Annotated in this window: 21 protein-coding genes; 5 read left to right on the top strand and 16 right to left on the bottom strand. The window is 42.3% G+C overall.

All coding sequences use genetic code 11. The annotated features are described in order from the left end of the window. Positions 1–47 precede the first annotated feature (47 nt). The 11 genes from G4D54_09445 to gdhA all read right to left on the bottom strand — a co-directional run bounded on the left by G4D54_09445 (position 48) and on the right by gdhA (position 13,569). On the bottom strand, positions 48–776 hold the full coding sequence (locus G4D54_09445) for a sigma-70 family RNA polymerase sigma factor (GenBank protein QJA02637.1): 729 nt from the start codon (positions 774–776) through the stop codon (positions 48–50). A gap of 264 nt (positions 777–1,040) precedes the next feature. Beyond that, positions 1,041–2,093 (bottom strand): hypothetical protein, encoded by a 1,053-nt coding sequence (locus G4D54_09440; GenBank protein QJA02636.1) that lies wholly within the window; start codon positions 2,091–2,093, stop codon positions 1,041–1,043. Next, positions 2,086–2,739: a GNAT family N-acetyltransferase gene (locus tag G4D54_09435; GenBank protein ID QJA02635.1), complete on the bottom strand. Its 654-nt coding sequence runs from the start codon at positions 2,737–2,739 to the stop codon at positions 2,086–2,088. The genes G4D54_09440 and G4D54_09435 overlap by 8 nt, the downstream gene beginning before the upstream one ends. Positions 2,740–2,886: 147 nt before the next feature. After that, entirely contained in the window at positions 2,887–3,612 is a 726-nt protein-coding gene (locus G4D54_09430) for a SigB/SigF/SigG family RNA polymerase sigma factor (GenBank protein ID QJA02634.1), read from the bottom strand. Continuing rightward, on the bottom strand, positions 3,590–4,027 hold the full coding sequence (locus G4D54_09425; protein QJA02633.1) for an anti-sigma F factor: 438 nt from the start codon (positions 4,025–4,027) through the stop codon (positions 3,590–3,592). The genes G4D54_09430 and G4D54_09425 overlap by 23 nt, the downstream gene beginning before the upstream one ends. Continuing rightward, positions 4,024–4,341, bottom strand: coding sequence for an anti-sigma factor antagonist (locus tag G4D54_09420; protein ID QJA02632.1), 318 nt, complete (start codon positions 4,339–4,341; stop codon positions 4,024–4,026). Before G4D54_09420 ends, G4D54_09425 begins: the two co-directional genes overlap by 4 nt. Positions 4,342–4,963: 622 nt before the next feature. Beyond that, positions 4,964–6,391, bottom strand: coding sequence for an amidophosphoribosyltransferase (locus G4D54_09415; GenBank protein ID QJA02631.1), 1,428 nt, complete (start codon positions 6,389–6,391; stop codon positions 4,964–4,966). Positions 6,392–6,438: 47 nt separating this feature from the next. Further along, a complete protein-coding gene (asnB, locus tag G4D54_09410; GenBank protein QJA02630.1) occupies positions 6,439–8,019 on the bottom strand; it encodes an asparagine synthase B in 1,581 nt (526 codons plus the stop codon). 268 nt (positions 8,020–8,287) lie between these two features. Further along, complete coding sequence (gene amt / locus G4D54_09405) at positions 8,288–10,000, bottom strand: ammonium transporter (GenBank protein QJA02629.1); 1,713 nt, start codon at positions 9,998–10,000, stop codon at positions 8,288–8,290. A gap of 23 nt (positions 10,001–10,023) precedes the next feature. Beyond that, positions 10,024–12,120, bottom strand: a complete 2,097-nt coding sequence (locus G4D54_09400) for a glutamine synthetase type III (protein ID QJA02628.1) — start codon at positions 12,118–12,120, stop codon at positions 10,024–10,026. 114 nt (positions 12,121–12,234) lie between these two features. Further along, a complete protein-coding gene (gene gdhA / locus G4D54_09395) occupies positions 12,235–13,569 on the bottom strand; it encodes an NADP-specific glutamate dehydrogenase (protein QJA02627.1) in 1,335 nt (444 codons plus the stop codon). A gap of 304 nt (positions 13,570–13,873) precedes the next feature. Here gdhA and G4D54_09390 point away from each other — a divergent pair, with 304 nt between their 5' ends. From G4D54_09390 to G4D54_09370, 5 genes are all read left to right on the top strand, one after another. After that, positions 13,874–14,977, top strand: coding sequence for a glutamine amidotransferase family protein (locus tag G4D54_09390; protein QJA02626.1), 1,104 nt, complete (start codon positions 13,874–13,876; stop codon positions 14,975–14,977). Continuing rightward, positions 14,968–16,473 (top strand): 4Fe-4S dicluster domain-containing protein, encoded by a 1,506-nt coding sequence (locus G4D54_09385; GenBank protein QJA02625.1) that lies wholly within the window; start codon positions 14,968–14,970, stop codon positions 16,471–16,473. The genes G4D54_09390 and G4D54_09385 overlap by 10 nt, the downstream gene beginning before the upstream one ends. A gap of 112 nt (positions 16,474–16,585) precedes the next feature. Further along, positions 16,586–17,308: a glutamate synthase gene (locus G4D54_09380; GenBank protein QJA02624.1), complete on the top strand. Its 723-nt coding sequence runs from the start codon at positions 16,586–16,588 to the stop codon at positions 17,306–17,308. Positions 17,309–17,326: 18 nt separating this feature from the next. Further along, positions 17,327–18,538, top strand: coding sequence for a glutamine synthetase (locus tag G4D54_09375; protein QJA02623.1), 1,212 nt, complete (start codon positions 17,327–17,329; stop codon positions 18,536–18,538). A gap of 28 nt (positions 18,539–18,566) precedes the next feature. Further along, positions 18,567–19,151: an ANTAR domain-containing protein gene (locus G4D54_09370; GenBank protein ID QJA02622.1), complete on the top strand. Its 585-nt coding sequence runs from the start codon at positions 18,567–18,569 to the stop codon at positions 19,149–19,151. A gap of 786 nt (positions 19,152–19,937) precedes the next feature. On the opposite strand, the gene G4D54_09365 is transcribed toward G4D54_09370, so the two are convergent. The 5 genes from G4D54_09365 to hemL all read right to left on the bottom strand — a co-directional run bounded on the left by G4D54_09365 (position 19,938) and on the right by hemL (position 25,849). Continuing rightward, complete coding sequence (locus G4D54_09365; protein QJA02621.1) at positions 19,938–20,099, bottom strand: hypothetical protein; 162 nt, start codon at positions 20,097–20,099, stop codon at positions 19,938–19,940. A gap of 77 nt (positions 20,100–20,176) precedes the next feature. Then, positions 20,177–21,364, bottom strand: a complete 1,188-nt coding sequence (locus G4D54_09360; protein QJA02620.1) for a D-alanyl-D-alanine carboxypeptidase — start codon at positions 21,362–21,364, stop codon at positions 20,177–20,179. Between the two features lie 214 nt (positions 21,365–21,578). Further along, on the bottom strand, positions 21,579–23,012 hold the full coding sequence (locus tag G4D54_09355) for an aspartate ammonia-lyase (GenBank protein QJA02619.1): 1,434 nt from the start codon (positions 23,010–23,012) through the stop codon (positions 21,579–21,581). A gap of 306 nt (positions 23,013–23,318) precedes the next feature. Beyond that, positions 23,319–24,563, bottom strand: coding sequence for a siroheme synthase (locus tag G4D54_09350; protein ID QJA02618.1), 1,245 nt, complete (start codon positions 24,561–24,563; stop codon positions 23,319–23,321). Next, positions 24,560–25,849, bottom strand: coding sequence for a glutamate-1-semialdehyde 2,1-aminomutase (gene hemL, locus G4D54_09345; protein QJA02617.1), 1,290 nt, complete (start codon positions 25,847–25,849; stop codon positions 24,560–24,562). The genes G4D54_09350 and hemL overlap by 4 nt, the downstream gene beginning before the upstream one ends.

Genomic DNA, 25,849 nt, shown 5'->3' with positions numbered 1-25,849 from the left:
GTTCTTGCAGCAGCCTCAGACAGCGAAGAATCAGAAGCTGTTTTGACCTACTCCTTCTCCTTGTTTTGACGCAGACGCTCCTTGCGTTTTTCTTCCTTTTGAAACTCCCGGTAAATTTTCATAAAGGCACGCTTTTCGATTCGGGAAACATAGGAGCGTGAGATATGCAGCTGTCTGGCGATTTCCCGCTGTGTTTCCTCCTCCTGCCCGTACAGACCAAAGCGCTTGGTGATAATTTCAAGCTCTCTTGCATCCAGAACATGGATATAACGTTTTAAACGCGCGATGTTATCCTCCACGATCATATCATCGATAATGCTGCTATCCTCCGGTGAGGAAATGGCATCAATCAGAGTTATCTCACTGCCATCCTTGTCTGTGGCAATCGGTTCGTTTAATGAAACGTTTTGAAAATAGTTTTTACTGCTGCGCAGATACATCAGGATTTCATTTTCAATACATTTGGAGGCATAGGTTGTCAGCTTATGTCCCTTCTCCGGTTTAAAGGAATCCACTGCCTTAATGAGTCCGATGGTACCGATGCTGATCAGATCCTCCGTTTGTTCCTTTTTGATATCATATTTCTTTACGATGTGAGCAACCAGACGCAGATTGTGTTCAATCAGCTTGTTTCTGGCTTCCTCATCGCGCTCGCTCAGCAAGGAGATACAGCGCGCCTCCTCCTCCTTGTCCAGCGGCTGCTGAAAGGAATTGCTGCGGATGTAGCCCACATAGCATAACGCATTGGAAAGCACTTCAAATATTGTTGTAAACATACGATCACCTGTTACCAGTATATGGAAGCAGACGCTGTTTTATGTTAAGAAAGTGACGGAAGGAAAACCGGCACCTGTCCTCCTACCCGACAGCTTGAAAAAGCAGTGATTTCTATATGCCTTTCATACTGCCAGCTTCTGTCCCGTATTTCCTCACGTGATGTTTTCAGACCCTGCAATTCTGCATATCCGATTTAACCTGTGCCATAACTGTAAAAGCATACAATACATCCCCAAGGCTTCAAAAAAGGTCCCCTGTGGGACCTAGTCTTCCAAAAAGGAATGATAATAAATTTTAAACTTCATCTTTTCATTGATTTTTTCCAATGCAATCGCAAAGCCGTCACGGTCGAACACCGCAAGATCAATATAGGAATAATACATACCGATGGCACCGCCCATCGTACGCGCAATGGACATCGGATACAGAAGGTCATTGATTTCTTTTTCCAGCTGCTGCCGGACAAGAGCTTCCTTTTCATCCTCATACAGCTTTTCATAATACAGATAGCCGTATTCTCCACCCTTATCGGCAAAATCCTTGCAGGTCGCATACTCCTTATTCAGGACCTCCTCCTGCAGCTGCGGATTGGTGGTGACAATCAGCTTCATATCCCGGCGCAGAGTTTCACTAACCGGCTTTTCATCCAGCTTATAGGCCATATAGATGGATAAGGGATCATGATATTCCATCCACTCCTGATCGATGATAATATCACAGAGATCCTCATAGAGATTGGGAAGCAGGCAGACATTTTCCTCATCGATTTCCGCATCCAGGATTTCTACGCGGGAAATACGTGCTTCAAACTCCAGCTCTCCGATAAACAGCTCCAGCATATAGGCAACAATGCTTTCCTTATTGGTTTCCTCCAGTCCCTGTAGCGCTGCACAGTAAACCTTCAGCTCTACTGTTTTAGATTCCTCTTCAATTGTATAATATACCTTAAAATCCGCACCGCGAACCGTTTGGCCGTTCAGCTGCAGATAACTGTTCAATGCACGCTCACTCAAAGGCGGACGGAAGGCATTGATGATCCAGTTTTCACTGAGCTGCTGCGGAGCATCCTTTTTTAGCAGTGCGCTGCAAAGCTGTGCGGTTTTATCGCCGCCGGTTGCAAATGTCATCTCAAAAAAACCGGTTTCACTCATTTCCACTTCCAGCTTACAGCCGCATACGGTCTTCAGCTGTTCATTGATATCATTGAGCAGATGCTCATATTCATGACGGTCCTGCTCACGTAAAGCGGTTTCCAGCGGCTGCTGGATCGTCAGAAAATTGCTCCAGAAATTGTGCACACGATGTTTACTATTCATTCAGATTCTCCTCTCGAATGCATTTTCGCATAAGATTATACTGATGGATGTCATGATCGGGATGTGTGATTTCACTCATCAGCACAAAGCCCGCCTTATAGTAAAGGGAAAGGTTTTCCGCATGATGCGTTTCCATTGTGACATCCTTGCCGATTTCCTGCGCATGAACAAGCAGCGCTTTCAGCATGGCAGAGCCGATGCCGGTTCCGCGCAGCTCTTTTTCTGTGAAAAACAAATCCAGATGCAGGTAATCACCCTGTACGAATTCCTGAATCCAGCGGCTCGTAAACATATCCCAGCATTCGATGACATGCCGTATGCTTTTTACAGACCGCAGTCCTGCCAGCATGGGAATCATTTTCAAATTCAGCCAGAGCAGCTGCAGATGATACTGCAGCGGCTGTTCCAGAGTGGAATCCCATACCACCATGACACTTTTGCATTCTGCACTATCCGCCAGAAAATGACAGTATGGCTTCAATGCCTTTACATAGTGGCGAAACAGGTAGCGCAAGGTCTTTAAACGGGTTCTGTCATCCATGAATACCGTCTTATATAAATCGTCGTCGTAAAAATTCTCTGCAAGCTGCTCATGCAGCGAAGCAATCTGCTCGTCATTCATCAGATAAAATTCAGATAACGGCATACTTACACATCCATTCTTTTTTCGAACTCATATTATAGCATGTTTTTTCACACGGCACAAGAAAGTAGAAGCGTACAGGCAGGAATGCAGAGTGAAGCATTTGATTTCCACCGGCAGATTTAAACAATTCTGTGCTATAAAAAAGCATCAGGCAACTGCCAGACGCTCCTTCAGCTTCTTGATAATCTTTTTTTCCAGCCTGCTGACCTGGACCTGAGAAATATTCAGCTTCCGTGCTATCTCCTCCTGCTTCATGGACAGATCATAGCGATAATGCAGCAGCAGCTGTTCCCGCTGATCCAGCTTCTGAATTTCATCACGCAGAGAAACCTTCATGACGACATCCTCTTCCTTTTTATTGGAAACCTTGTCCTCCAGCAGAATCGGAGAGCCGTCATTTTCATAGATCGTTTCATCCAGTGAATAAATGAACTGGTTTGCTTCAAAGGCCAGTATGACATCCGCCACATCCAGCTCCATTGCATCGGCAATCTCCTGATAGGTCGGCTCATGATTCAGCTTCTGCAGCAAAACCTCCTTGGCTTTCACCATTTGCAGATAGCCTTCCTTCAGACTTCTGGAAATACGGATACTGCCGTCATCACGGAAAAACCGCTTGATTTCTCCCATGATAATGGGAACCGCATAGGTGGAAAATTTCACCTCATAGCTGGTATCGAAATTATTTAATGCCTTCATCAGACCGACACAGCCGATCTGAAACAGATCCTCATTCGATATCCGCTGTCGGGAAAACCGTCGGATAATCGAATAGACAAGCGCGCTGTTCTGTTGAACAAAGCAGCTTTTCGCTTCTTCATCCCCCAATCGGATCCGTTCAATCAGCTCCTCATTGCTCGCTGTCTTTTCCATGTTGGATTCTTTTCTTTATCGTGACAAGCGTTCCCTTTCCCTTTTCTGATTCAATATGGAAATCATCCGCAAAGGTCTGCATGATCGTCATCCCCATGCCGCTTCGCTCCATATGCTTTTTACTCGTATATAATGGCTGCATTGCCAGCTGCAGATCATCAATGCCGCAGCCCTCATCCTGAACCGTCATATGTATGAATTCCTCATCATAGGAGATCTGTAATACGATTGTTCCGCTCTCTCTGCTCTCATAGCCGTGTATCATGGCATTGACAATTGCCTCTGCCAGCATCGTCTTGATTTCCATAATCGCTTCCATATCCAGATTCAGCGGCATCAGGAAAGCTACCGCACTCGTTCTGGCAAATGCCTCATTTTCCAGTCTGCTTACAAATTCCAGTTTCATCGTATTCATAGCTTTACCTCATTTCTCTCATGTTTCATGATCTGGAAGATCCCGGACATCTTAAACAGCGTCTGGTTCACTCTGGACAGATTGCATAAAATAAGCTGGGCATGCAGCTTCTGCAGTTGCTTGTAGCGTGCCAGGACAAAGCCGATGCCGGTGCTGTCCACAAAAGTGACCTCTTCAAAATCAAGCTTTACCGTTTTGGGCTGATATTTTTCTATCAGGTCGATGCATATCTGCTTGAGATTGCAAACGGTAAGGTTATCCAGATCCCCGTAAAAATAAAAGTAAAGGATACCGTCAATATACTGATGTTTCATGTTTCATCCCTCCGGTCATCATCTTACCACGTTTTCATTTGCCTTTGGGGATATTCGACAAAGCATCCGGAGGTTCGACAGAATAAACTTTATCCTTCATGCATAAGGACGAAGCTTGCTGTTTACAGGAAGCCTTTCTCGAGAATCATTTCTGCCATTTCACAAAACAGATATGCTAAAGCCCCGATGTCATTAAGTTACATAGATAAGAGAAATGTATTAGAAAAATAGAATGCATTTTTATCTCCATGCTATATCAAAACCCCAACATATCCAATGCGTTCATTAAACAAGCTGAATCTTGCTTGTAAATTGTTATGTTGCTTAAGAATCTGTTTCTGTCCTTCCTCTGTAAAAACAGCTGCAGCACCTTTTGAATATACGATTGCCTGCAATAACATCGGCATCTACACTGGCCAGATAAGCAGGTTCCATGATTATAACTGTTTTATCTCAACCAAGTAAATCCAGATTCTGAAATTATGATGATTCATCAGAACCGATTTCCACTCTTATGAATACTTTCATTCTCCATAATAGTATAGGTAGTCATTCCCTAAACCATGCATTACGCAGTATCAATATCAGCTATCCTTGTTCTGAATGCAAACTGTTCCTTTCCCTACCCGGAACAGATTTTTTCTGATAACTTTCCTTCAAAACGATCTTTTCGAAGATCCTTCGGTATATTTGTCGGATACTCTCCATTAAAGCATGCTGCACAATATTCAGTTCCCTCTACCAATCTGCCTAATTTTTCAATCGGTAAGTATCCAAGAGAATCAACACCTAGGATTTCCTCTATTTCCCGTATGTTATGATGACAGGCAATCAGATTTTCTTCTGAATCAATATCTGTACCATAATAGCAGGGATGTAAAAATGGCGGTGCGGAAATTCTCATATGTATTTCTTTTGCGCCGGCATCTTTGAGTAGTTTTACAATACGTTTACTGGTTGTACCTCTGACAATGGAATCATCAATCAATACAACTCTTTTACCTTCTATAACATTTTTAACGGGGCTTAATTTTATTCTTACTTGATCTAGACGTTCATCCTGACCCGGAGAAATAAAGGTTCTACCAATATATTTGTTTTTTATTAAACCGATTCCATATGGTATTTTAGATGCATTTGCATAACCTAATGCTGCCTCCATGCCACTATCAGGAACTCCGATCACAACATCTGCATCTACAGGATAACTTTCTGCCAATAATTCACCGGCTTTACACCTTGACAATGATACCGAAATAGTATCTATTACAGAGTCCGGTCTGGCAAAATAAATATATTCAAAGATACAGGTCTTTCTCTTTTCTTTATTGCAGTGTTCTTTTCGAGATACGACATTTTCCTTACTAAAAACAACAATTTCTCCTGGGAGAACATCTCTTATGAAGGCTGCTCCTACTGCAGATAATGCACAGCTCTCTGAAGCAACTACATACCTCCCATCCATCATCTTTCCATAGCATAACGGTCTGAATCCATGTGGATCTCTTGCCGCAATTAATTTGGTAGAAGACATTAGCACCAATGAATAAGCACCTTCCAAAGAATTCATTGCTTTACTTACCGCTTCTTCTATACTGGAAACCTTAAGTCTTTCTCTTGTAATAACATAAGCAATTGTCTCAGTATCACTTGTGGTATTAAAAATTGCACCGGATAGTTCTAATTTATCTCGAAGTTCCAATGAATTGCTCAGATTTCCATTATGTGCTATCGCCATTTTTCCCCTCTGATGATTTACTTCCATGGGTTGAGTATTACTACGGGTAGTTCCTCCTGTTGTTCCATATCTTACATGGCCGACCGCCATATTTCCTTTCGATAAACTTGATAGTGTATCTTTCGAAAATACCTCACTCACAAGTCCCAAATCCTTATATGATGAAAATACACCGTCGTCATTTACAACGATCCCACAGCTTTCCTGCCCCCGATGCTGTAGTGCATATAAACCATAATAAGCAGTGTTTGCAACATTTTCCCTCTTAGTGCCAAAGATTCCAAACACGCCACATTCCTCATGTATCGCCATTCATTCATCTCCTTATTTCTATAAGCGCACATCATATCTGTCTTTTTCTAAATTCCGCTATCACCATAGTTAGAAAGAACTCTTGCCGATGGATCATTTACATGACAGCCGTCCCATTCTTTATTCGGCATCCAAAAGTCTACGATCATTTTGCTTTGTCCCGTATAATACTCTTCAAATATCTCACGGTATAGTAAAGATTCTTTTGTGAATGGCTGCGCATGATTATAGTTCTTACACTTGTCCTTAAACTCTGTATCTGTATATATTTCTTCAGCATATGCTTTCAGGTAATCAACCATAGAGTGTCCTACCGCATCTGAAAATGCAGCTTTTTCTCGCCACAGGATTTCATCAGGAAGATAATCTCCATCTTCAAAAGCATGACGAAGCAAATATTTTCCCTTTCCATATCGATTCATTTTCAGCTTGGGATCGATAGACATTACATACTTTACAAAATCTATATCCCCAAACGGGACCCTTGCTTCCAGAGAATTCACAGAGATACAGCGATCAGCTCGAAGCACATCATACATGTGGAGTTCTTTTATTCTCTTCTGTGATTCTAGTTGAAAAGCTTCCTCATCTGGCGCAAAATCTGTATATTTGTATCCGAATAATTCATCTGAAATTTCACCTGTTAATAAAACTCTGATATCCGTCTTTTCATGAATCGCTTTACATATCAGATACATTCCTATCGAAGCCCGAATCGTAGTAATATCAAAAGTACCCAATACATATATCACGGTTCTAAGCGATGCAATTACATCATCCGGTGTCATAAAAATCTCAGTATGATCACTTCCGATATGATTTGCCACCTGATTTGCATATCTCAGGTCTATAGCATCTTCACACATGCCTATTGCAAATGTCTTGATTGCATCTTTACTTTTTTTAGCTGCAATTGCACAAACTAAGGAAGAATCCAGTCCCCCTGAAAGTAAAAAACCAACTTTTGCATCTGCTACAAGACGTTTTTCCACACCTGAAACTAACTTTTCACGAATATTTCTACATACTTTTTCCAAATCATCTTCACAAACTTTCGCAGCTATTGAAATATCCAGATAACATATAAATTTCCCATCCTTATAATAGTGACCGGGAGGAAACGGCATGATATTTTCAACTATACCCACTAAATTCTTTGGCTCACTGGCAAAGATAATAGCCTCCTGCTTATCATAACCATAATATAATGGCCGTATACCGATCGGATCTCTTGCTGCGATATATTCTTCACGTTCCCCATCATAAATGATGCATGCAAATTCCGCATCCAGCATGGCAAACATAGCCGTACCATATTCCTTGTACATGGGCAAAATTATTTCACAATCTGAATCACTCTTGAATTCATACTTTCTTGACAGCCTGCTTCTAAGTTCCTCAAATCCATATATTTCTCCATTGCAAACAGCATAGCTTTTATCCAACTGAAAAGGCTGCATACCGGCGTCATGAAGTCCCATAATTGCCAATCGATGAAACCCCAAATAACCTTTTCCGGTATCGATTACTCTACTGTCATCAGGTCCCCGTGAAATCGTTGCCTCAAATCCTTTCATAAACGTATCATAGGCAGCACTGCGACTGCAATAACCCATTATAGAACACATATTTTTTCCTCCGAAATCAGTTTCAGCATTCTATAGGGCAAGTGCTGAACTCGCTGTGCCACCTATATTTTTTCTCATTTTCCAAGTCTTCAACAAGACTAGTTCCTTTACGCATAACGAAACGGCGCACCTACTAAGAATATCTTTTCAGATTGCAGCTCGAAAAGTGTTATTCGCATAGGCTCCACTATATGGCTCTCACTATCCCATACTCGCTGTGAGCAATCACCTATGTTACTTCTCTTTTCTCAAACGCTTTTATTTATTTTTAATCTATATCCTGAAGAGCATCGACCCCTTCTTCACCGGTACGAATCTTTACAGCATTCTCTACATCATAGACAAAAATCTTACCATCTCCGATGTGTCCTGTATAAAGTATTTTTTTCGCTACATCAATTACACTTCTTACCGGTATTTTACTTACTACGATATCCACTTGAACCTTCGGAAGTAGGGTAGTTTCTACCTGAACACCTCTATAATATTCCGGTTTCCCCTTCTGTACACCACATCCCAGTACATGGGAAACTGTCATTCCTTTAATACCGAGGTTCATCATAGATGTCTTTAATGCCTCAAGCTTATGTTCCTTACAGATAATTGCAATTTTTGTAATCTTAGGCATTCCATCAAGAAGACTTGGCATCTTTTTTACTTCAACCGCCTCGGCAACAGGAACACCTTGCGCCACCATTACCGGCTCATCACCGTCTTCTTCACTTATATCAGGAAGCATTGCATATCCTGCATAGGCGGTAAGCAAACCATGTTCTGAAATATCCAGACCTGTAAGCTCATCTTCTTTATCAGCTCTAAGTCCAAGCGTGTGTTTGATAACAAGAAACACAATGGTAATGACAATTGCCACATATGCTGTTACCGATATTACACCTAATGTCTGAACCTGAAAGAAATGTAAACCACCTCCATAGAATAAACCTTTTTCAGTAGTAACGCCTGTTGCGAATAATCCGGTTAGAACCGTACCCACTGCTCCGCAGACACAATGAACGGATACCGCACCAACAGGATCATCAATTTTAACAACCTTATCAAAAAATTCTATTGATAATACTACTAAAATACCACATACGATACCGATACCGGCTGCTCCCACTGAGGAGACGGCATCACAACCTGCAGTTACACCAACTAGACCAGCAAGGGCTGCATTGTAAGTCATTGATACATCCGGTTTCTTATATCGTACCCAGGTAAAAATCATAGTAGTACAGCAAGCCACTGCTGCGGCTATGTTTGTATTGAAAAATACACGTCCTGCGGTTTCCATCAATGCATCACTATCCATACCGGCAGTAGATGCACCATTGAAACCAAACCAACAGAACCAAAGAATAAATACACCAAGAGCCGCAAATGTAATGTTATGTCCTAAGATTGCTTTTGGCTTACCATTCTTATCATATTTACCGATACGTGGTCCTAGAATAGCAGCTCCGATCATTGCACAGACACCCCCCAACATATGGACTGCGGTTGAACCTGCAAAATCATGGAATCCAAGCTCTGATAGCCATCCCCCACCCCAGATCCAATGTCCGGAAACAGGATAAATCAACAATGAAATGGCAGCAGAGTAAATACAATATGCACTGAATTTTGTTCTCTCTGCCATGGCTCCGGAAACAATGGTCGCAGATGTTGCACAGAACACGATCTGGAAAATTGCAAAAGCCCAAAGCGGCACACCCGATGGAAGTATATGGCCGTAATCTCCTTTGATAAGGGGATCAAATGATCCCACGATACCGTTTCCTGCACCAAACATAATGCCAAATCCTACTAACCAAAATGCAGGTGTACCTATACAGAAATCCATTAAATTCTTCATAAGAATATTACCTGTATTTTTAGCTCTGGTAAATCCTGCCTCACAGAGTGAAAAACCCGCTTGCATAAAGAATACCAATGCAGCTCCAACAAGTACCCAAATCGTGTTCACCGGACTATATAACATAATTTTCATCCCTCTTTCTTTATTTATTTCACACTAAACAAAATATCCCCATAGGAAGGATACGGCCAATATTCCTTTGATGTAAGCATTTCCGCTTCATCACAAGCAATCCTAAGCTCGCTCATCTTTCTTAGTATCTCATCTCTAATCATGACAGATTCTTCTATGATTCCTCTGACATCCTGAATTTCCACAAGAGAGGTCTTTAGCTCATCAACAGCCATGTCAATCTTGTCTGTAAGGATAGATAACTTTTTTACTAAACCTGTTTCATATGCACATGGAATAGAATCATCAAAACTTTTCTTTATGGAAGCATTTTTCGCCAGACTTGCGGTAAATTTTTCAACCGCCGGAGCAATGGAGCATTTTGCCATTACCACCATAGTGTTTGCCTCAATAATAACGGTCTTACAGTAGTTATCAAGCATGATTTCCATTCTTGATTCCAATTCTCTTTCAGTAAATACTTTATGAGATATAAGCATATCCACATTTTTTTTATCCATTAAATGTGGCATGCAATCCGCTGTTGTACAGTAATTCAAAAGTCCTCTCTTTTCTGTAGCTTCCTTGATCCAATTGTCATCATATCCATTGCCATTGAAGATGATCCTCTTGTGATCCTTAATGGTTTTCTTAATCATTTCATGAAGTGCTGATTCAAAATCTTCTACACCTTCTAATCGGTCCGCATAAATCTTCAAAGACTCCGCGACTGCCGCATTCAACATAATATTTGCACAAGCTATGCTGTTTGATGAGCCAAGCATACGGAATTCGAATTTATTACCGGTAAAGGCAAATGGTGATGTTCGATTACGATCTGTCGTATCTTTTGTAAATCTAGGAAGTACACTTACTCCCAGTTTCATCTTCGTTTTTCCGGCTGCTATATATGGTGCATCTGTTTCGATTGCTTCTAAAATCGCATTCAGTTCATCACCTAAAAACATCGATACTACAGCAGGAGGAGCCTCATTGGCGCCTAATCTGTGATCGTTTTCCGCTGTTGCGACAGAAATACGAAGTAAATCCTGATAATCATCGACTGCCTTGATAACTGCACATAGAAATAATAGGAATTGTGCATTTTCATATGGCGTTTCCCCCGGTGAAAGAAGATTCACACCGGTATCTGTTGCAAGGGACCAGTTATTATGCTTACCGGAGCCATTCACTCCTGCAAAAGGCTTTTCATGAAGTAAACAAACCAAACCATGTCTGATAGCAACCTTTTGCATAATCTCCATAGTAAGCTGATTGTGATCAGTAGCAATGTTTGTTGTAGTATAAATAGGCGCTAATTCATGCTGTGCCGGAGCCACTTCATTATGTTCGGTCTTTGCGAGAATTCCTAACTTCCATAGTTCATCATTTAAATCCTCCATGAATGCCGCAACCTTCGGCTTAATGACACCAAAGTAGTGGTCATCCATTTCCTGTCCCTTTGGAGGCTTTACACCGAAAAGTGTTCTACCTGTATATTGAAGATCCGGGCGCTTATCAAACATCTCCTTAGTAATCAAGAAATATTCCTGTTCCGGCCCTACCGAAGTACGCACATATTTTACATCCTCATTTCCGAATAAACGTAAAATCCGAAGAGCCTGCTTATTCAGTGCTTCCATAGAACGAAGTAATGGAGTTTTCTTATCCAAGGCTTCCCCACCATAAGAACAGAATGCAGTAGGAATACATAATGTCTTACCCTTAATAAATGCATAAGATGTAGGATCCCATGCAGTATATCCTCTTGCTTCGAAAGTTGCTCGAAGTCCTCCGGATGGAAACGATGATGCATCAGGCTCTCCCTTAATCATTTCTTTTCCTGAAAATTCCATAATAACTCCACCATCCGGTGAAGGACTTATAAAGCTATCATGCTTTTCTGCGGTAATTCCGGTGAGAGGCTGAAACCAGTGTGTGTAATGAGTAGCTCCATTTGCCACTGCCCAATCTTTCATGGCGTCAGCTACCGCATTTGCCACGCTGATATCCAACCGTTCTCCTCCATCAATCGTTTTCTTCAATGACTGATATACTTCTGCAGATAAAGTTGCTTTCATTACCCTATCATCAAACACCAGACTACCAAAATACTTCGAAACATTCTTCATAATGTTTTCCTCCTTTTCTATCTGTCCTTCTTTTATACTATTTATCATAAAAGAAAGGCGTCTTTCATGCATATACAGCATGTAAGACGCCTTTGCCTTTACTTCTTATATAATTTATACAATACCTTGTGCACTCATGGCATCTGCAACTCTTTCAAATCCTGCAATATTCGCGCCTAATACATAATTCCCCTTTGCTCCATATCTTTCTGCAGCATCCGATATATTATGACATATGGTTACCATGATATCTTTTAATTTAGAATCCACTTCTTCAAATGACCAGCTCATTCTCATACTGTTTTGAGACATTTCCAAAGCAGATGTTGCAACACCGCCAGCATTCGCCGCCTTACCCGGGGCAAAAATAACATCATTATTCTGTAAATATTGAGTAGCTTTTAGTGTGGTAGGCATATTTGCACCTTCACATACAGCTAAACAGCCATTTGCTACCAACTGTTTTGCATCTTCCAACGTAAGTTCATTCTGAGTTGCACACGGTAGTGCCAAATCTACCTTTACAGACCATACACCACGACCTTGATGGTATTCTGAATTCGGGCGATAACTCTTATATTCCGTTAGTCTTGCTCTCTTAACTTCCTTGATTTCCTTAAGAACTCTAACATCAATCCCGTCGGCATCATATACCCATCCGGTAGAATCACTTACTGTCACGACCTTCGCCCCTAATTGCAGCGCTTTTTCTATAGCATAGATTGCAACATTTCCTGAACCGGAAACCGCAACTGTCTTTCCTTTAAGTGAAATGCCATTTAGCTTCAACAATTCCTCAGTCAAATATAATAAACCATAACCTGTAGCTTCGCTTCTTGCCAAAGATCCACCATAGCTTAAACCTTTTCCAGTAAGAACCCCCTCATATACTCCGCGAATTTTCTTATACTGACCAAACAAATAACCGATTTCTCTCGCACCGGTACCGATATCCCCTGCCGGAACATCCGTATCTGCGCCTATGTACTTGCAAAGCTCTGTCATAAAACTCTGACAAAATGCCATGATTTCTCGATCTGACTTCCCCTTAGGATCAAAATCAGAACCACCCTTACCACCGCCAATCGGTAAACCTGTAAGTGCATTTTTGAAAATTTGTTCAAATCCCAGAAACTTAATGATACTTAAGTTTACAGAACGATGCAATCTAAGACCTCCTTTATATGGTCCGATTGCACTATTAAACTGAACACGGTACCCGGTATTAACTTGAACTTGTCCCTTATCATCTATCCAAGGTACTCTGAATATAATCTGTCTCTCGGGATGAACCAGACGCTCAAGTAGGGCATCCTTTCGATACTTTTCTTCATTTGCATCTACCACAACTCTTAAAGACTCCAGTACCTCTTTCACAGCCTGATGGAACTCCGGCTCAGCAGGATTCTTTTTTACTACGTGTTCAATCACTTCATCAACATATGTCATACCATGTTTCTCCTCTCTTACACTACTTTGTCTCCTAAAATAAAAAAGGCAAAGATTCTTCAAGGTATATTCCTCAAAGACGCCATTGCCTTTACGCTTACAGACTATACACCCGTTTTTTTCATTTGTCAATCACCTTTTTTTCATTCATTTTCTGAAAACAAATCTTTTTATTGACAAAAACTGTAAACAGGTGTATAAATTTTTTAAGTGAGCAAAGGCGTTCATTTAAAGAACAGGTAAGTTTCTGTTTAAATGAGCGTCTTTGTTTTTTTGTTATATTTGAAAGGAAGGATGTAGTTCTATGAAGAAAGAAGGTCAAATACGAATCCCGTCCGGATGTGCTATTGCTGCTGTCATTTCCAAAGAAGGAAACAGAATGTCCGGAGAAATGATTATAGATTCCATGAAACCCATGCATGAGCGTTCAAATGGGTTAGGAGGCGGTTTTACCGGATACGGTATTTATCCTCAGTATAAGGATTTTTATGCATTCCATATGTTTTATGACTGCAGAACCACGAGAAAAAAATGTGAATCTTTTCTGAAGGAACACTTTGAAATTATTCATTCTGAACTGATTCCCACATGTAAGATTCCTACCATTACAGATGAACCTATTATTTGGCGATATTTTGTTGATCCTCTGAAATCCGTTATGACAACCATGCAATTAGACGAGAAGGAATTCGTAGCCAGAACTGTTATGAAAATCAATACAGATATGCCCGGTGCCCATGTTTTTTCCAGTGGTAAAAATATGGGAACATTCAAGGCTGTCGGCTTTCCCGAAGATGTGGGTGTGTTTTATAAATTAGAAGAATATGAAGGATATTCCTGGATTGCTCATGGGCGCTATCCTACAAATACACCTGGATGGTGGGGAGGAGCACACCCCTTTACCCTGCTTGATTATTCTATTGTTCATAATGGTGAAATTTCCTCTTATGATGCAAATAGACGTTTTATTGAAATGTTCGGATATAAATGTACCTTACAGACAGATACAGAAGTGATTACATATATGATGGATTATCTTCTTCGCGTACAGGAACTTACTTTAGAAGAGGTTGCCAATGTGATTGCAGCACCTTTTTGGAGCACCATTTCTACTGAAAGCAACTTAGAACTACGTGATAAATTAAAATATCTGAGAACCATCTTTTCCAGTCTCTTGATAACAGGTCCGTTTTCTATTGTTTTCGGTTTTAACGGAGGATTGATGGCTCTTAATGATCGTCTTAAACTACGCTCGATGGTTGTTGGCGAAAAAGACGATAAAGTGTTGATTGCCAGTGAGGAGGCAGCAATACGCATGATGGAGCCCCATGCAGAAAACATTTGGGCACCTGATGGCGGAGAACCAGTTATCGTTAAAGTGAAGGAAGGTGTAAATGAATGGGCTTAGAATTTATATATCCTGAATTTGAAGTTGTCAGAAATGAAACCAGATGTACCCATTGCCGTATATGCGAACAACAATGTGCGAATGAGGTTCACTATTTTGACGAAGAAAAAAGCATGATGAAATATGATGACACGAATTGCGTAAATTGCCAGCGCTGTGTTAGCCTCTGCCCTACTAGAGCTTTAAAAATTGTAAAAACCAATTGTACTTTACGTGAAAACGCCAACTGGCAGAATGATGTTATAAAAGAAATTTACAAACAAGCAAATAGCGGAGGTGTTCTTCTGTCCTCCATGGGTAATCCAAAGCCACTTCCTGTTTTTTGGGACAATATACTTATGAACGCTTCTCAAGTCACGAACCCCTCCATTGACCCTCTGCGTGAACCAATGGAGACACGGGTTTATCTTGGTAAAAAGCCGGAAAAGATCAAGCGTCTTTCAAATGGTAAGCTCTCTTGTAAATTACCGCCGCAACTAGAGCTATCCATGCCGTTACTGTTTTCTGCAATGAGTTATGGCTCTATCAGCTACAATGCTCATAAATCACTTGCTCTTGCTGCTACAGAGCTTGGCATTTTATATAATACCGGAGAAGGTGGTTTGCATGAAGATTTTTATTGCTATGGCGAGCATACAATTGTCCAAGTGGCATCCGGACGTTTTGGTGTACACGAACAATTTCTGAATACAGGAGCTGCAATTGAAATTAAAATGGGACAGGGTGCTAAACCGGGAATCGGTGGACATTTGCCTGGAACCAAAATTGTCGGTGATGTATCTCGTACTCGAATGATACCTGAAGGCTCTGATGCCATTTCTCCGGCTCCCCACCATGACATCTACTCAATTGAAGATTTAAGACAACTTGTTTTTTCCCTAAAAGAAGCCACAGCGTATAAAAAACCTATTATCGTTAAAGTAGCTGCTGTGCATAATATTGCCGCTATTGCCAGTGGTATTGCCCGTAGTGGTGCAGATATCATTGCCATTGACGGATTCCGTGGCGGTACAGGTGCCGCTCCAACCAGAGTACGTGACAGTGTAGGTATTCCAATCGAACTGGCATTGGCCGCAGTTGATCAAAGACTTAGAGATGAAGGAATTCGCAACAATGTATCTTTAGTGGTCGGTGGTAGTATCCGAAATGCCGCTGATGTAGTAAAAGCAATCGCATTAGGTGCTGATGCATGTTATATCGCCACTGCCGCTTTACTTGCCCTAGGCTGCCATCTTTGCCGGACATGCCAAAGTGGTAAGTGTAATTGGGGAATTGCCACGCAGAATCCTGATCTTGTAAAACGACTCGATCCAGAAATTGGAAGTAAACGGTTAGTAAACGTAATGAAGGCATGGCAACATGAAATCAAAGAACTAATGGGTGGTATGGGAATTAATTCTATAGAAGCACTGCGTGGTAACCGTCTGATGCTTCGTGGAATTGGTCTAAACGAAAAAGAATTAGAAATTCTCGGTATCTCTTATGCAGGTGAATAAACGGCTTATTTGGATTTTAACAGAGAAATGATACATCTGTTAGCATCGATTTTGAGACATTAAAAAGACATTCTAAAGAAACTCGTAAAAATGTGATGGGAGGTATGCTATAATGCAATTGATAAATGCTACAGGTTTAGATTACAAAACAATAAATGAAATGATCCGTAAAACGGATGATAGCTACACTATAAAAGCATGCTGTGGACAACGCTTTATCGGAGCCGGTATGTCTAATAAAAATATCACCATACTAGGGATTCCCGGAAATGCCCTCGGTGCATATTTAAATGACGCAGTCATTACAGTAAATGCAAACGCACAAGATGCAGTCGGTGATACCATGAATGAAGGAAAAATCATCATTCATGGTAATATCGGTGATGCTGCCGGCTATGCTATGCGTGGTGGTAAAATCTATGTAAAAGGCAATGCCGGTTATCGTGCCGGCATCCATATGAAGGCATACAAACGTAAGATTCCTGTCATGATCATCGGCGGTTCTGCAGGAAGTTTCTTAGGTGAGTATCAGGCAGGGGGAATCATTATTGTTTTAGGCTTAAATTCTAAGACTGAGCATATTGTCGGTCATTTCCCATGTACAGGCATGCATGGTGGTAAAATATATCTACGTGGGAATTATGATACTATTAACTTGCCAAAACAGGTTACAGCCAAAGTAGCAACTTCAGATGATATGAAAGAAATCGAAGAATACCTTTGTGAATATTGTCTTGATTTAGGACAGGATCTAGAAACTATATTAAATGCCTCTTTTACCGTCATTACTCCTGACAGCAAAAATCCATATAAGCAAATGTATGTAGCAAATTAAAAGAAAGTAGGTACGCTTATGAAGTATTCAAAACAAGAAATTTTACAGTATGTGAGCGAAGAAGATGTTAAATTTATAAGACTTGCTTTTTGTGATGTATTTGGCAAACAAAAAAATATATCCATTATGCCGGAAGAACTTCCTCATGCTTTTGAGGATGGCATTGCCATTGACGCCTCCGCTATTGCCGGCTTCGGCGATGAAACACATTCTGATTTACTTCTTCATCCTGATGCAGATACATTAATGCCTCTGCCGTGGAGACCGGAACATGGACGAGTTGTTCGATTGTTCTGCAATATATCGTATCCTGATGGAAGGGCGTTTGAATGTGATACTCGCTCTATACTGAAAAAAGCTATTCAGGTTGCAGATAAGGCAGGTATTCATTTTTACTTTGGTGCTGAGCAGGAATTCTACCTTTTTACAGTAAGTGAAACCGGAGAAGCCACAAAAAACCCATATGATAATGCCGGATATATGGACATTGCCCCGGATGACCGAGGTGAAAACATTCGACGTGAAATTTGTCTTACTTTAGAACAAATGGGTATTTATCCCGAACGTTCTCATCATGAACAAGGTCCCGGGCAAAACGAAATTGATTTTCGCTACTCTGATCCACTTACAGCCGCAGATAATGCAATGACCTTTCAAACAGTTGTGAAAACCGTTGCCGGATGTAATGGATTGATAGCTGATTTTAGCCCTAAACCACTAGCTGATAAACCAGGCAACGGTTTTCATATTAACATTTCAGCTAAGGCAGATGATAACTCAGATTATTTACACCAGATTATTGCGGGCATTCTTGCAAAAGTTTGTGATATGACTCTTTTTCTAAATCCATTAAATTGCTCTTATCAAAGATTCGGTAACGATAAAGCACCACAGTATATTTCTTGGTCTAGTGAAAACCGTTCGCAACTGATACGAATTCCCGCTGCAGTAGGAAAATATCGTCGAGCTGAACTTCGTTCCCCCGATCCGACAGCCAATAGTTATTTAGCATTTGCATTAATGATATATGCCGGACTCTATGGTATTCAGAATCACTTGCAATTAGCAGAACCTACAGATATCAATCTTTACAAAGCTAATGCAGATGTACTTTCAAAATTCAAAATGTTACCATCTTCATTAAAAGATGCCTGTGAATCAGCCCTTAACAGTGATTTCATTAAACAACATATTCCCAATGAAATATTAGAAATATACTGTAATAGATAATATCAATAAGTGGAAGGAGGAATGCAGCATGAGTCTAAAAGAGCGTTGCTATAGCATACTTATCGTATCAGCAACAGATAGTTTTACTTCTGCCATCGGCGTGTTGCTTCCTGAATCCAGATATACTCCTATACATAACGCAACCACTATCAATGTGGCGAAAAGAATGATTGCTGAGCGATCCTACGATTTTGTTATTATCAATTCTCCATTATCAGATGATATTGGGACACGTTTTGCAATTGACACATGCACTCTAAAGCATACCGCTGTATTGCTCTTAGTAAAGGCCGATATACATGCCACAATTCACGATAAAGTTGCTGAACACGGTGTGTTTACATTACCAAAACCAACCTCCAAAGCGATTTTAATACAAGCACTTTACTGGATGGAAAGTATGCGTGAACGTCTAAGACAATTTGAGAAGAAATCAGTCTCTATTGAGGAAAAAATGGCAGAAATACGTATTGTCAATAAAGCAAAATGGCTATTAATCAGCGAATTGAAAATGAGCGAATCAGATGCTCATCGGTACATAGAAAAACAGGCGATGGATCAATGTATAACAAAAAGAAGCATTGCAGAGGTTATCATTAAAACCTACTCTTAGATCAACAAAGTCCAAAGTATAGTGATTTTCTTACTATTGGACTTTTTTACTATACCATCCTAATCGACGGATTCAATACATTATTCTTATCCTTAATGTGATAATGCGCATTCCTATGGAATATATCAACTTTAAACATAAGCAGGGATAAATAAAAAGCAAAAACAATATTCAGAAGATCTAAGTTGTTTCTACAAACTCATTGACTTCACAATTTTACCTTTCTGTTTTCATTTATAAAATACACCGAGCTTGAACGCCTTCTTCTCTATCCTGAACTCTCATTTTTTACCTCGTGTTGCCTTGATGCTGATTTGATTGATCACAAAATGTATAGCATTTGCAATATTTTCCTCAATATTTCTCTAGTTGGAGCCGTTTAAATCGTTGAATTGATAAGAGTACTGATTTAATATACTCATTCTATCATTTTTTACATACTTGTCCCAATTTCCTAATTCTGTTCATATCTTTATATTTTAAATCCTTATCCAAAAATATTTACCTAAATCACCTAGAGCAAACTTTTTTATAAAATATGAACGTAGGGCAAGCGTTGGATTTATTACGAAGGTTCATATACGGTCACCTACCCCTTTAAAGCACGAAGGGTAATGGAGCGCACGATGATTCAAATTTTGTCAATCCTGAGAAAAAAAGACATTTATACTTTTTGGATTCTTACTTAAGCTTGCAAATTTTCAACTTCTAATTTACGAACAATCGATTAAGAACCACTTTTTGTATAAATGCATCTTTTTTATTCCTTTAACTTAATGACATTGGCTAAAACTCTTCCTCATCAAATCCTTCATCCAGATCACTGCTGTATTCTTCCATATAGCCTGCCTGTTCATCGGCGTCTGCACTGACTCTGCACAAGGCATACAGCAGAACGAACAGGAAGAAGACAGCTGCAATGCCTACGATCCATAGTACACTTGTCATCATATCCCTCTTTTCTGCTTCTATTGTATGTGTCTATGCAGAAGTCATGCGTTCGTTTACACGCCAAGTTCTGGCAATCAGGCAAGTGTATCGCTAAACGCCTTCATAAAGATATCCAGATAATTCAGCTGCTCCACGTCCTGATCAACACCGACTGGAGCCTCCATCGTATAGCCGTCACTCATCGTGATTTTCACCGTTCCGATAGCTTCCATAGCCTTATAGGGAGGCGTGTCTTTGGTAATCGTGATCTCCTTCTTTTGCTCTTTTGGTTCGCTTCCCTTTTCAAATACATAGACAAGATCCTTCAGGGTGACCAGATTGACACTGGAGGGCTTGCCGTTTTCCATCGTATAAGTCTTCAGCTTTGTTCCCTTCGGATACAGCAGTCCCTGTGCATACTGAGAAAAGCCATAGTCCAGCATCTGCTTGATTTCCGCATTGCGCTGCTTGCTGCTGGGTTCACCCATGGCTACAGCCACCAGACGCAGGTCCTTTTTCTTTGCCGTTACGGTTATACAGGACATAGCCTCTGTCGTAAAGCCTGTTTTCAGCCCGTCCACACCCTCATACTGCTTCAGCAGCTTATTGGTATTGACCAGCCAGAATTTCTTGTCCGTATTCTCGCGGATGTAGGCATCATAGGTGGAGGTGATACGCAACAGCTCCTCCCCGCCCTCGGCAATCAGAGCACGGGCGATAATCGACATATCCTTTGCACAGGTATAATGCTCGGGATCGTGCAATCCTGTCGCATTCATGAAGTGGGAATTGCTCAGCTTCAGCTCCTTTGCCTTGTCATTCATCATCGCCACGAAATGATCATTGCTGCCGCCTACTTTTTCCGCCATAGCCACCATGGCATCATTTGCACTGGCGATACAGATGGATTTCACCATATCGCGCACACTCATGGATTCCCCAGGCTCCAGAAACACCTGACTGCCTCCCATACTTGCAGCATACTCGCTTGCCGATACAGATTCATCCCAGCTGATTTTCTTGTCATGGAGTGCTTCAAAGATAAGCAGCAGCCCCATCATCTTCGTCATGCTGGCTGGATACAGCTTATCCGTTTCATGCTTGGCATAGATCACTTTGCCGGTTGTGTTCTCGACCAGATATGCCGCTTTGGCACTCGGTGCGAGATCCTGCGCATTCTGAGCAGGATCCTGTTTTGTTTTGTCATCCTGTGCGTGAATCTGCTGGGGAAGCAGACCCATGCAAAGACATATACTCAGACACAGTACAATAAGTTTTTTCATTTGCATCTACCTCACTAAAGTATATGGGGAAAGTGATGGCTTATGTCAAAAGAACAGGAAAAAAGGAAGGATCTGCTTTCTATAACAGTGACAGCACGCATATTTCATTTTGATGACAGCACAACCAGACAAAAAAAGACGCATCGCCATCCTTTTCAGAATATACGGATACGATTCACGTCTTTTCTTGTGAATGATGTTTCGCAGCTGTATGCTAACGCCCGGTCTGCTTCTTGCTTTTTTTATGCATGCCCGGTATACCGGCACGCGTCATTTCCCGAATATTAAGCACTTCCTCCAGCTTATCCTTACTCATCAGACCATTTTCCAGAATCAGCTCCTTCAGCTTCCGATTTTCCTTCAGGGCCAGCTTTGCCATTCTGCTTGCCTGTGCGTACCCAATATGAGGAGCCAGTGCTGTTGCTGTACCGAGGGAGTTCTCCATGACCTCTTTGCAATGTTCCGTATTGGCCTGTATGCCCATAACGGCATGTATACGCAGAGTATGACAGGCATTGCGCAGCAGGTCTATGGATTGAAACAGATTAAAAAACAGAACCGGTTCGAAAACATTCAGCTCCATCTGTCCGGCCTCCGCAGCCTTCGTAATTGTTACATCGTTACCGAATACCTGAAAGCAGACCTGATTGCATACCTCGGGAATGACGGGATTTACCTTACCCGGCATAATGCTGCTTCCCGGCTGCCTTGCCGGCAGAACGATTTCCGCAAGTCCCGTTTTGGGACCGCTGGCCATCAGACGAAGATCATTGCACATCTTTGATAAGGAAACACAGAGCGTTTTCAGGGAAGCATGCGCAAAAACAAAGGGGTCTACATTTCTGGTGCCATCGATAAGATCACGTGCACTCGTCAGCTCAATCTGCGTAATATCACACAGATGCTTTACACAGATGCGTTTGTAGCGTTCATCCGTATTGATGCCTGTACCGACAGCAGTTGCTCCCATATTTACGGATTTCAAATTGGAAAAGGCCATTTTAATTCTTCGGATGTCACGCACAATTGCCGTCGCAAAGGCATGAAACTCCTGTCCCATGCGTATCGGTACCGCATCCTGCAGATGTGTACGTCCCAGCTTGATGACATCATTAAATTCAATACTTTTGTCCAGCAGTGCCTCCTGCAGCAGCATCAGCTCCTCCAACAGGTCTTCAACCAGAAATAAGGCTGTCAGCTTTCCGGCAGTCGGAAATACATCATTGGTAGACTGACCGAAATTCACATGATCATTGGGATGTATGTAATCATAGACACCCAGCGCCTTCCCTGCCAGCTGAGCGGCATGGTTTGCCACAACCTCGTTGGCATTCATGTTGGTGCTTGTTCCTGCACCACCCTGTATGACATCCGTGATAAACCAGCAATCGAGCTTTCCCTGAATGATTTCATCACAGGCCGCTATGATATACCCTGTCCTCTCATCATCCAGATGCCCGCATTCGTGATTGGCCATGGCACAGGCCTTCTTGATCATGCCCAGCGAACGAATCATCGCCGGATGTGTCCGTAGATGTGTGATGGGGAAATTCTGTGCTGCACGCACCGTCTGTACTCCATATAATGCATCACAGGGTACCTGCCCCTCCCCCAAGGAATCTTTTTCAATCCGAAATTGTGTCGTCATAGTTTTCTCCATCTCCATTGTATTTTCTTTATCTTCATTATACTACGAAAGCGCTTTATTTACCTGTGCTTCCCGTATAAAATTTTCTAATATCCATTATAAGCCGCTTTATACATGCTTCACAGTTCCAAATTTCTGATTCACTGCTTATACACTGGATTCACATATCATCTGTAATCATTAAAATAGGCCGGTACCTCCTGCATGCTTTGGTATATGCCGTTTCTTTAATGAACGCCCTGCTCCTGTTTTCTATGCTTTTCTTTTCTATGTTATCAAAAGATACAAAAAAATGAAATGCCTGTATCATTCCATTTTTTGTATGATAAACTCCTGAAAAGCTCTCAACTCAATGCAGGATGCCTGCAGCACATGCACACTGCAATTTTGTTTCTGAAGGCTCTGTACCAAAGCAGAGCCGCCATCACTATCCTTACGGTAATGACTTCCCCGCAGCATGTACATGGGAAGAATTGCCACGCTTTCCTCTCTCCAAGACAGTATGCAATCCATTGTCTGCTTTTCATGAACGGCATGGAAATGGACATCCTCTTTCATAAGTCCCTGCAGCAGTTCACTGAATGCTCCGTCTACACACGAATGATAGATAACAAGCAGATTGGCACAGCCGCTTTCCCTGCGTACCTCCTGCAGACATTGCCAAACCTCTGAGCGTTCTTGAAACATAAGCGGCTTTACCCGTACATTCTCACTCTTTATGGAAAGAAGACGGCTGTAATAGCGGCCGTTTTGAAACAGCATCGGCACCAGGGTGACCGGAATATGCAGGGACTTAACGATTTGCAGCCATTGCGCAACCGGCTGTGCTGATGTATCACTGACACCTTCGAAGAGAAATGCCGCTGCAGCTACAAGATTTGTTTTCCTGTGCTCTATGGCGGCACAAAAGTTCTCCAGTTCCTGAGACACATCCTCCTTCACTCCATGAAAGCATACCAGCTGCAGGCCTTTCCCCTGCAGGGCCTGCTCTATACAATACAGATCACGCTGAGACATTCTTACCAGACGGGAAAGCAGCTGCGGGCGTTCCACCTTCTGGATATGCTGCAGGATATATGGACGCAGCTTGCGCAGCATGGCGATACGGGAAGCGTAGGTCTCCTTCACAACAGCATTCATTTCCTTCAGAATCTGACGGGCAAGCAGCGGACTTGCCCCTTTTGTCCCTGCCGCAAGCACATACTCTGCTGCTTCCTCCACAGCCAGAGCATGCATGCTGGCACCACAATTCTGCTGGACACTCATCGCAAAGATACCTGCCTGCTTGGCATCCGCGCATATCTGCCTATTGGTGATCAAATCATCACAGCAGGCAATGACCAGCATCTTCCCCTGCAGCTGCTGCGGGCGATAGGAATCGGTTATGCAGGGATAAGCAGCCCCTTGAAAGCATGCATCAAACTGCTTTGCGATAACGACAAGCTCTGCCCCCTCCTGCTCCAGCTGACAGCACTTGCGATAGGCGATGCGACCGCCTCCGATGACCAGTACCGGCACACCCTGCAGCGACAGCTGTACACACAGACTCATATAAGCTGCTTTAATGCTTCCCGCATGATTTGCAGGGTATGATCCAGCTCTTCATACGTATGGGCAGTAGAAAGAAACATTGCTTCATATGGCGATGGTGCAATTAAAATGCCATGATCATAGAGATAGCGGAAATAGCGCTCGAACAACGTCCCATCGCAGGTCTGCACATCCGCAAAGCTGTGAACGCTCTGTCGGGTAAAAAACAGGGTCAGCAGACTTACCGCCTGATGAAGCTGATACGGCAGCTTCAGCTCCTGTAGAATTGTCTGCATACCTTCTTTCAAATACGCCCCCTTCTCCTCCAGCTCAGTATAAGTTTCGGGATGCTCCTTCAGATATCGCAAAAGACGGCAGCCCAGGTGCATCGCCAGCGGATTACCGGACAGCGTACCTGCCTGATACACCGGTCCGCTGGGACTTACCGATTGCATAATGTCCGCTCTGCCGCCATACGCACCAACCGGAAGTCCGGCTCCGATGATTTTTCCGAAGCAGGCCATATCCGGTACGATTCCATACAGCTCTGCAGCTCCGCCATACCGTACACGAAAGCCGCTGATCACCTCATCAAAAATCAATACGATGCCATGTACGTCACATAGTCTACGCAATCCCTGAAGAAATTGAGGTTCTGCTTTCACCACACCCATATTCCCTGCAATCGGCTCCAGTATAACTGCCGCAATCTCCTGTTCATTCGCTTTGATTACTGCCTCCACATTCTCCAGATCATTGTAGCTGCATACAAGGGTATGCTTTACAACATCCGCCGGAACACCCGGGCTGGTAGGCGTTGCAAATGTCAATGCTCCGGAACCGCTTTTCACCAGCAAGCCATCACTGTGCCCGTGATAACAGCCTTCAAATTTGATTATTTTATCTCTTCCTGTAAAACCGCGGGCAGCCCGTATGGCAGACATGGTTGCTTCTGTGCCGGAATTCACCATACGTACCATGGCAAGACCGGGATATGCATCCGTGATCAGCCGGGCAAGCTCCACCTCCTGCGCTGTGCAAAGGCCGAAGCTGATGCCCTTTTGAATAACCTCCTCCAGATGCCTGCTAAGCAGCGGATGGGCATGTCCCAGAATCATCGGTCCCCAGGAGCCGATATAATCCAGATAAGTGTTGCCATCCACATCGACGATATGGGATCCATAGGCATGATCCGCAAACAGACAATCCGCATGAGCGCTGGAAAAGGAGCGTACCGGTGAATTCACACCCCCGGGCATCAGCGCACAGGCCTCATGAAACAGGGCAAGACTCGATGTATGCTTCAT

This window comes from [Clostridium] innocuum, assembly GCA_012317185.1.
In the GTDB taxonomy this organism is placed as follows: Bacteria; Bacillota_I; Bacilli_A; order Erysipelotrichales; family Erysipelotrichaceae; genus Clostridium_AQ; species Clostridium_AQ innocuum.
The sequence above is the reverse complement of the archived record's forward strand: the minus strand, read 5'-3'. Positions and strand labels throughout refer to the sequence as shown.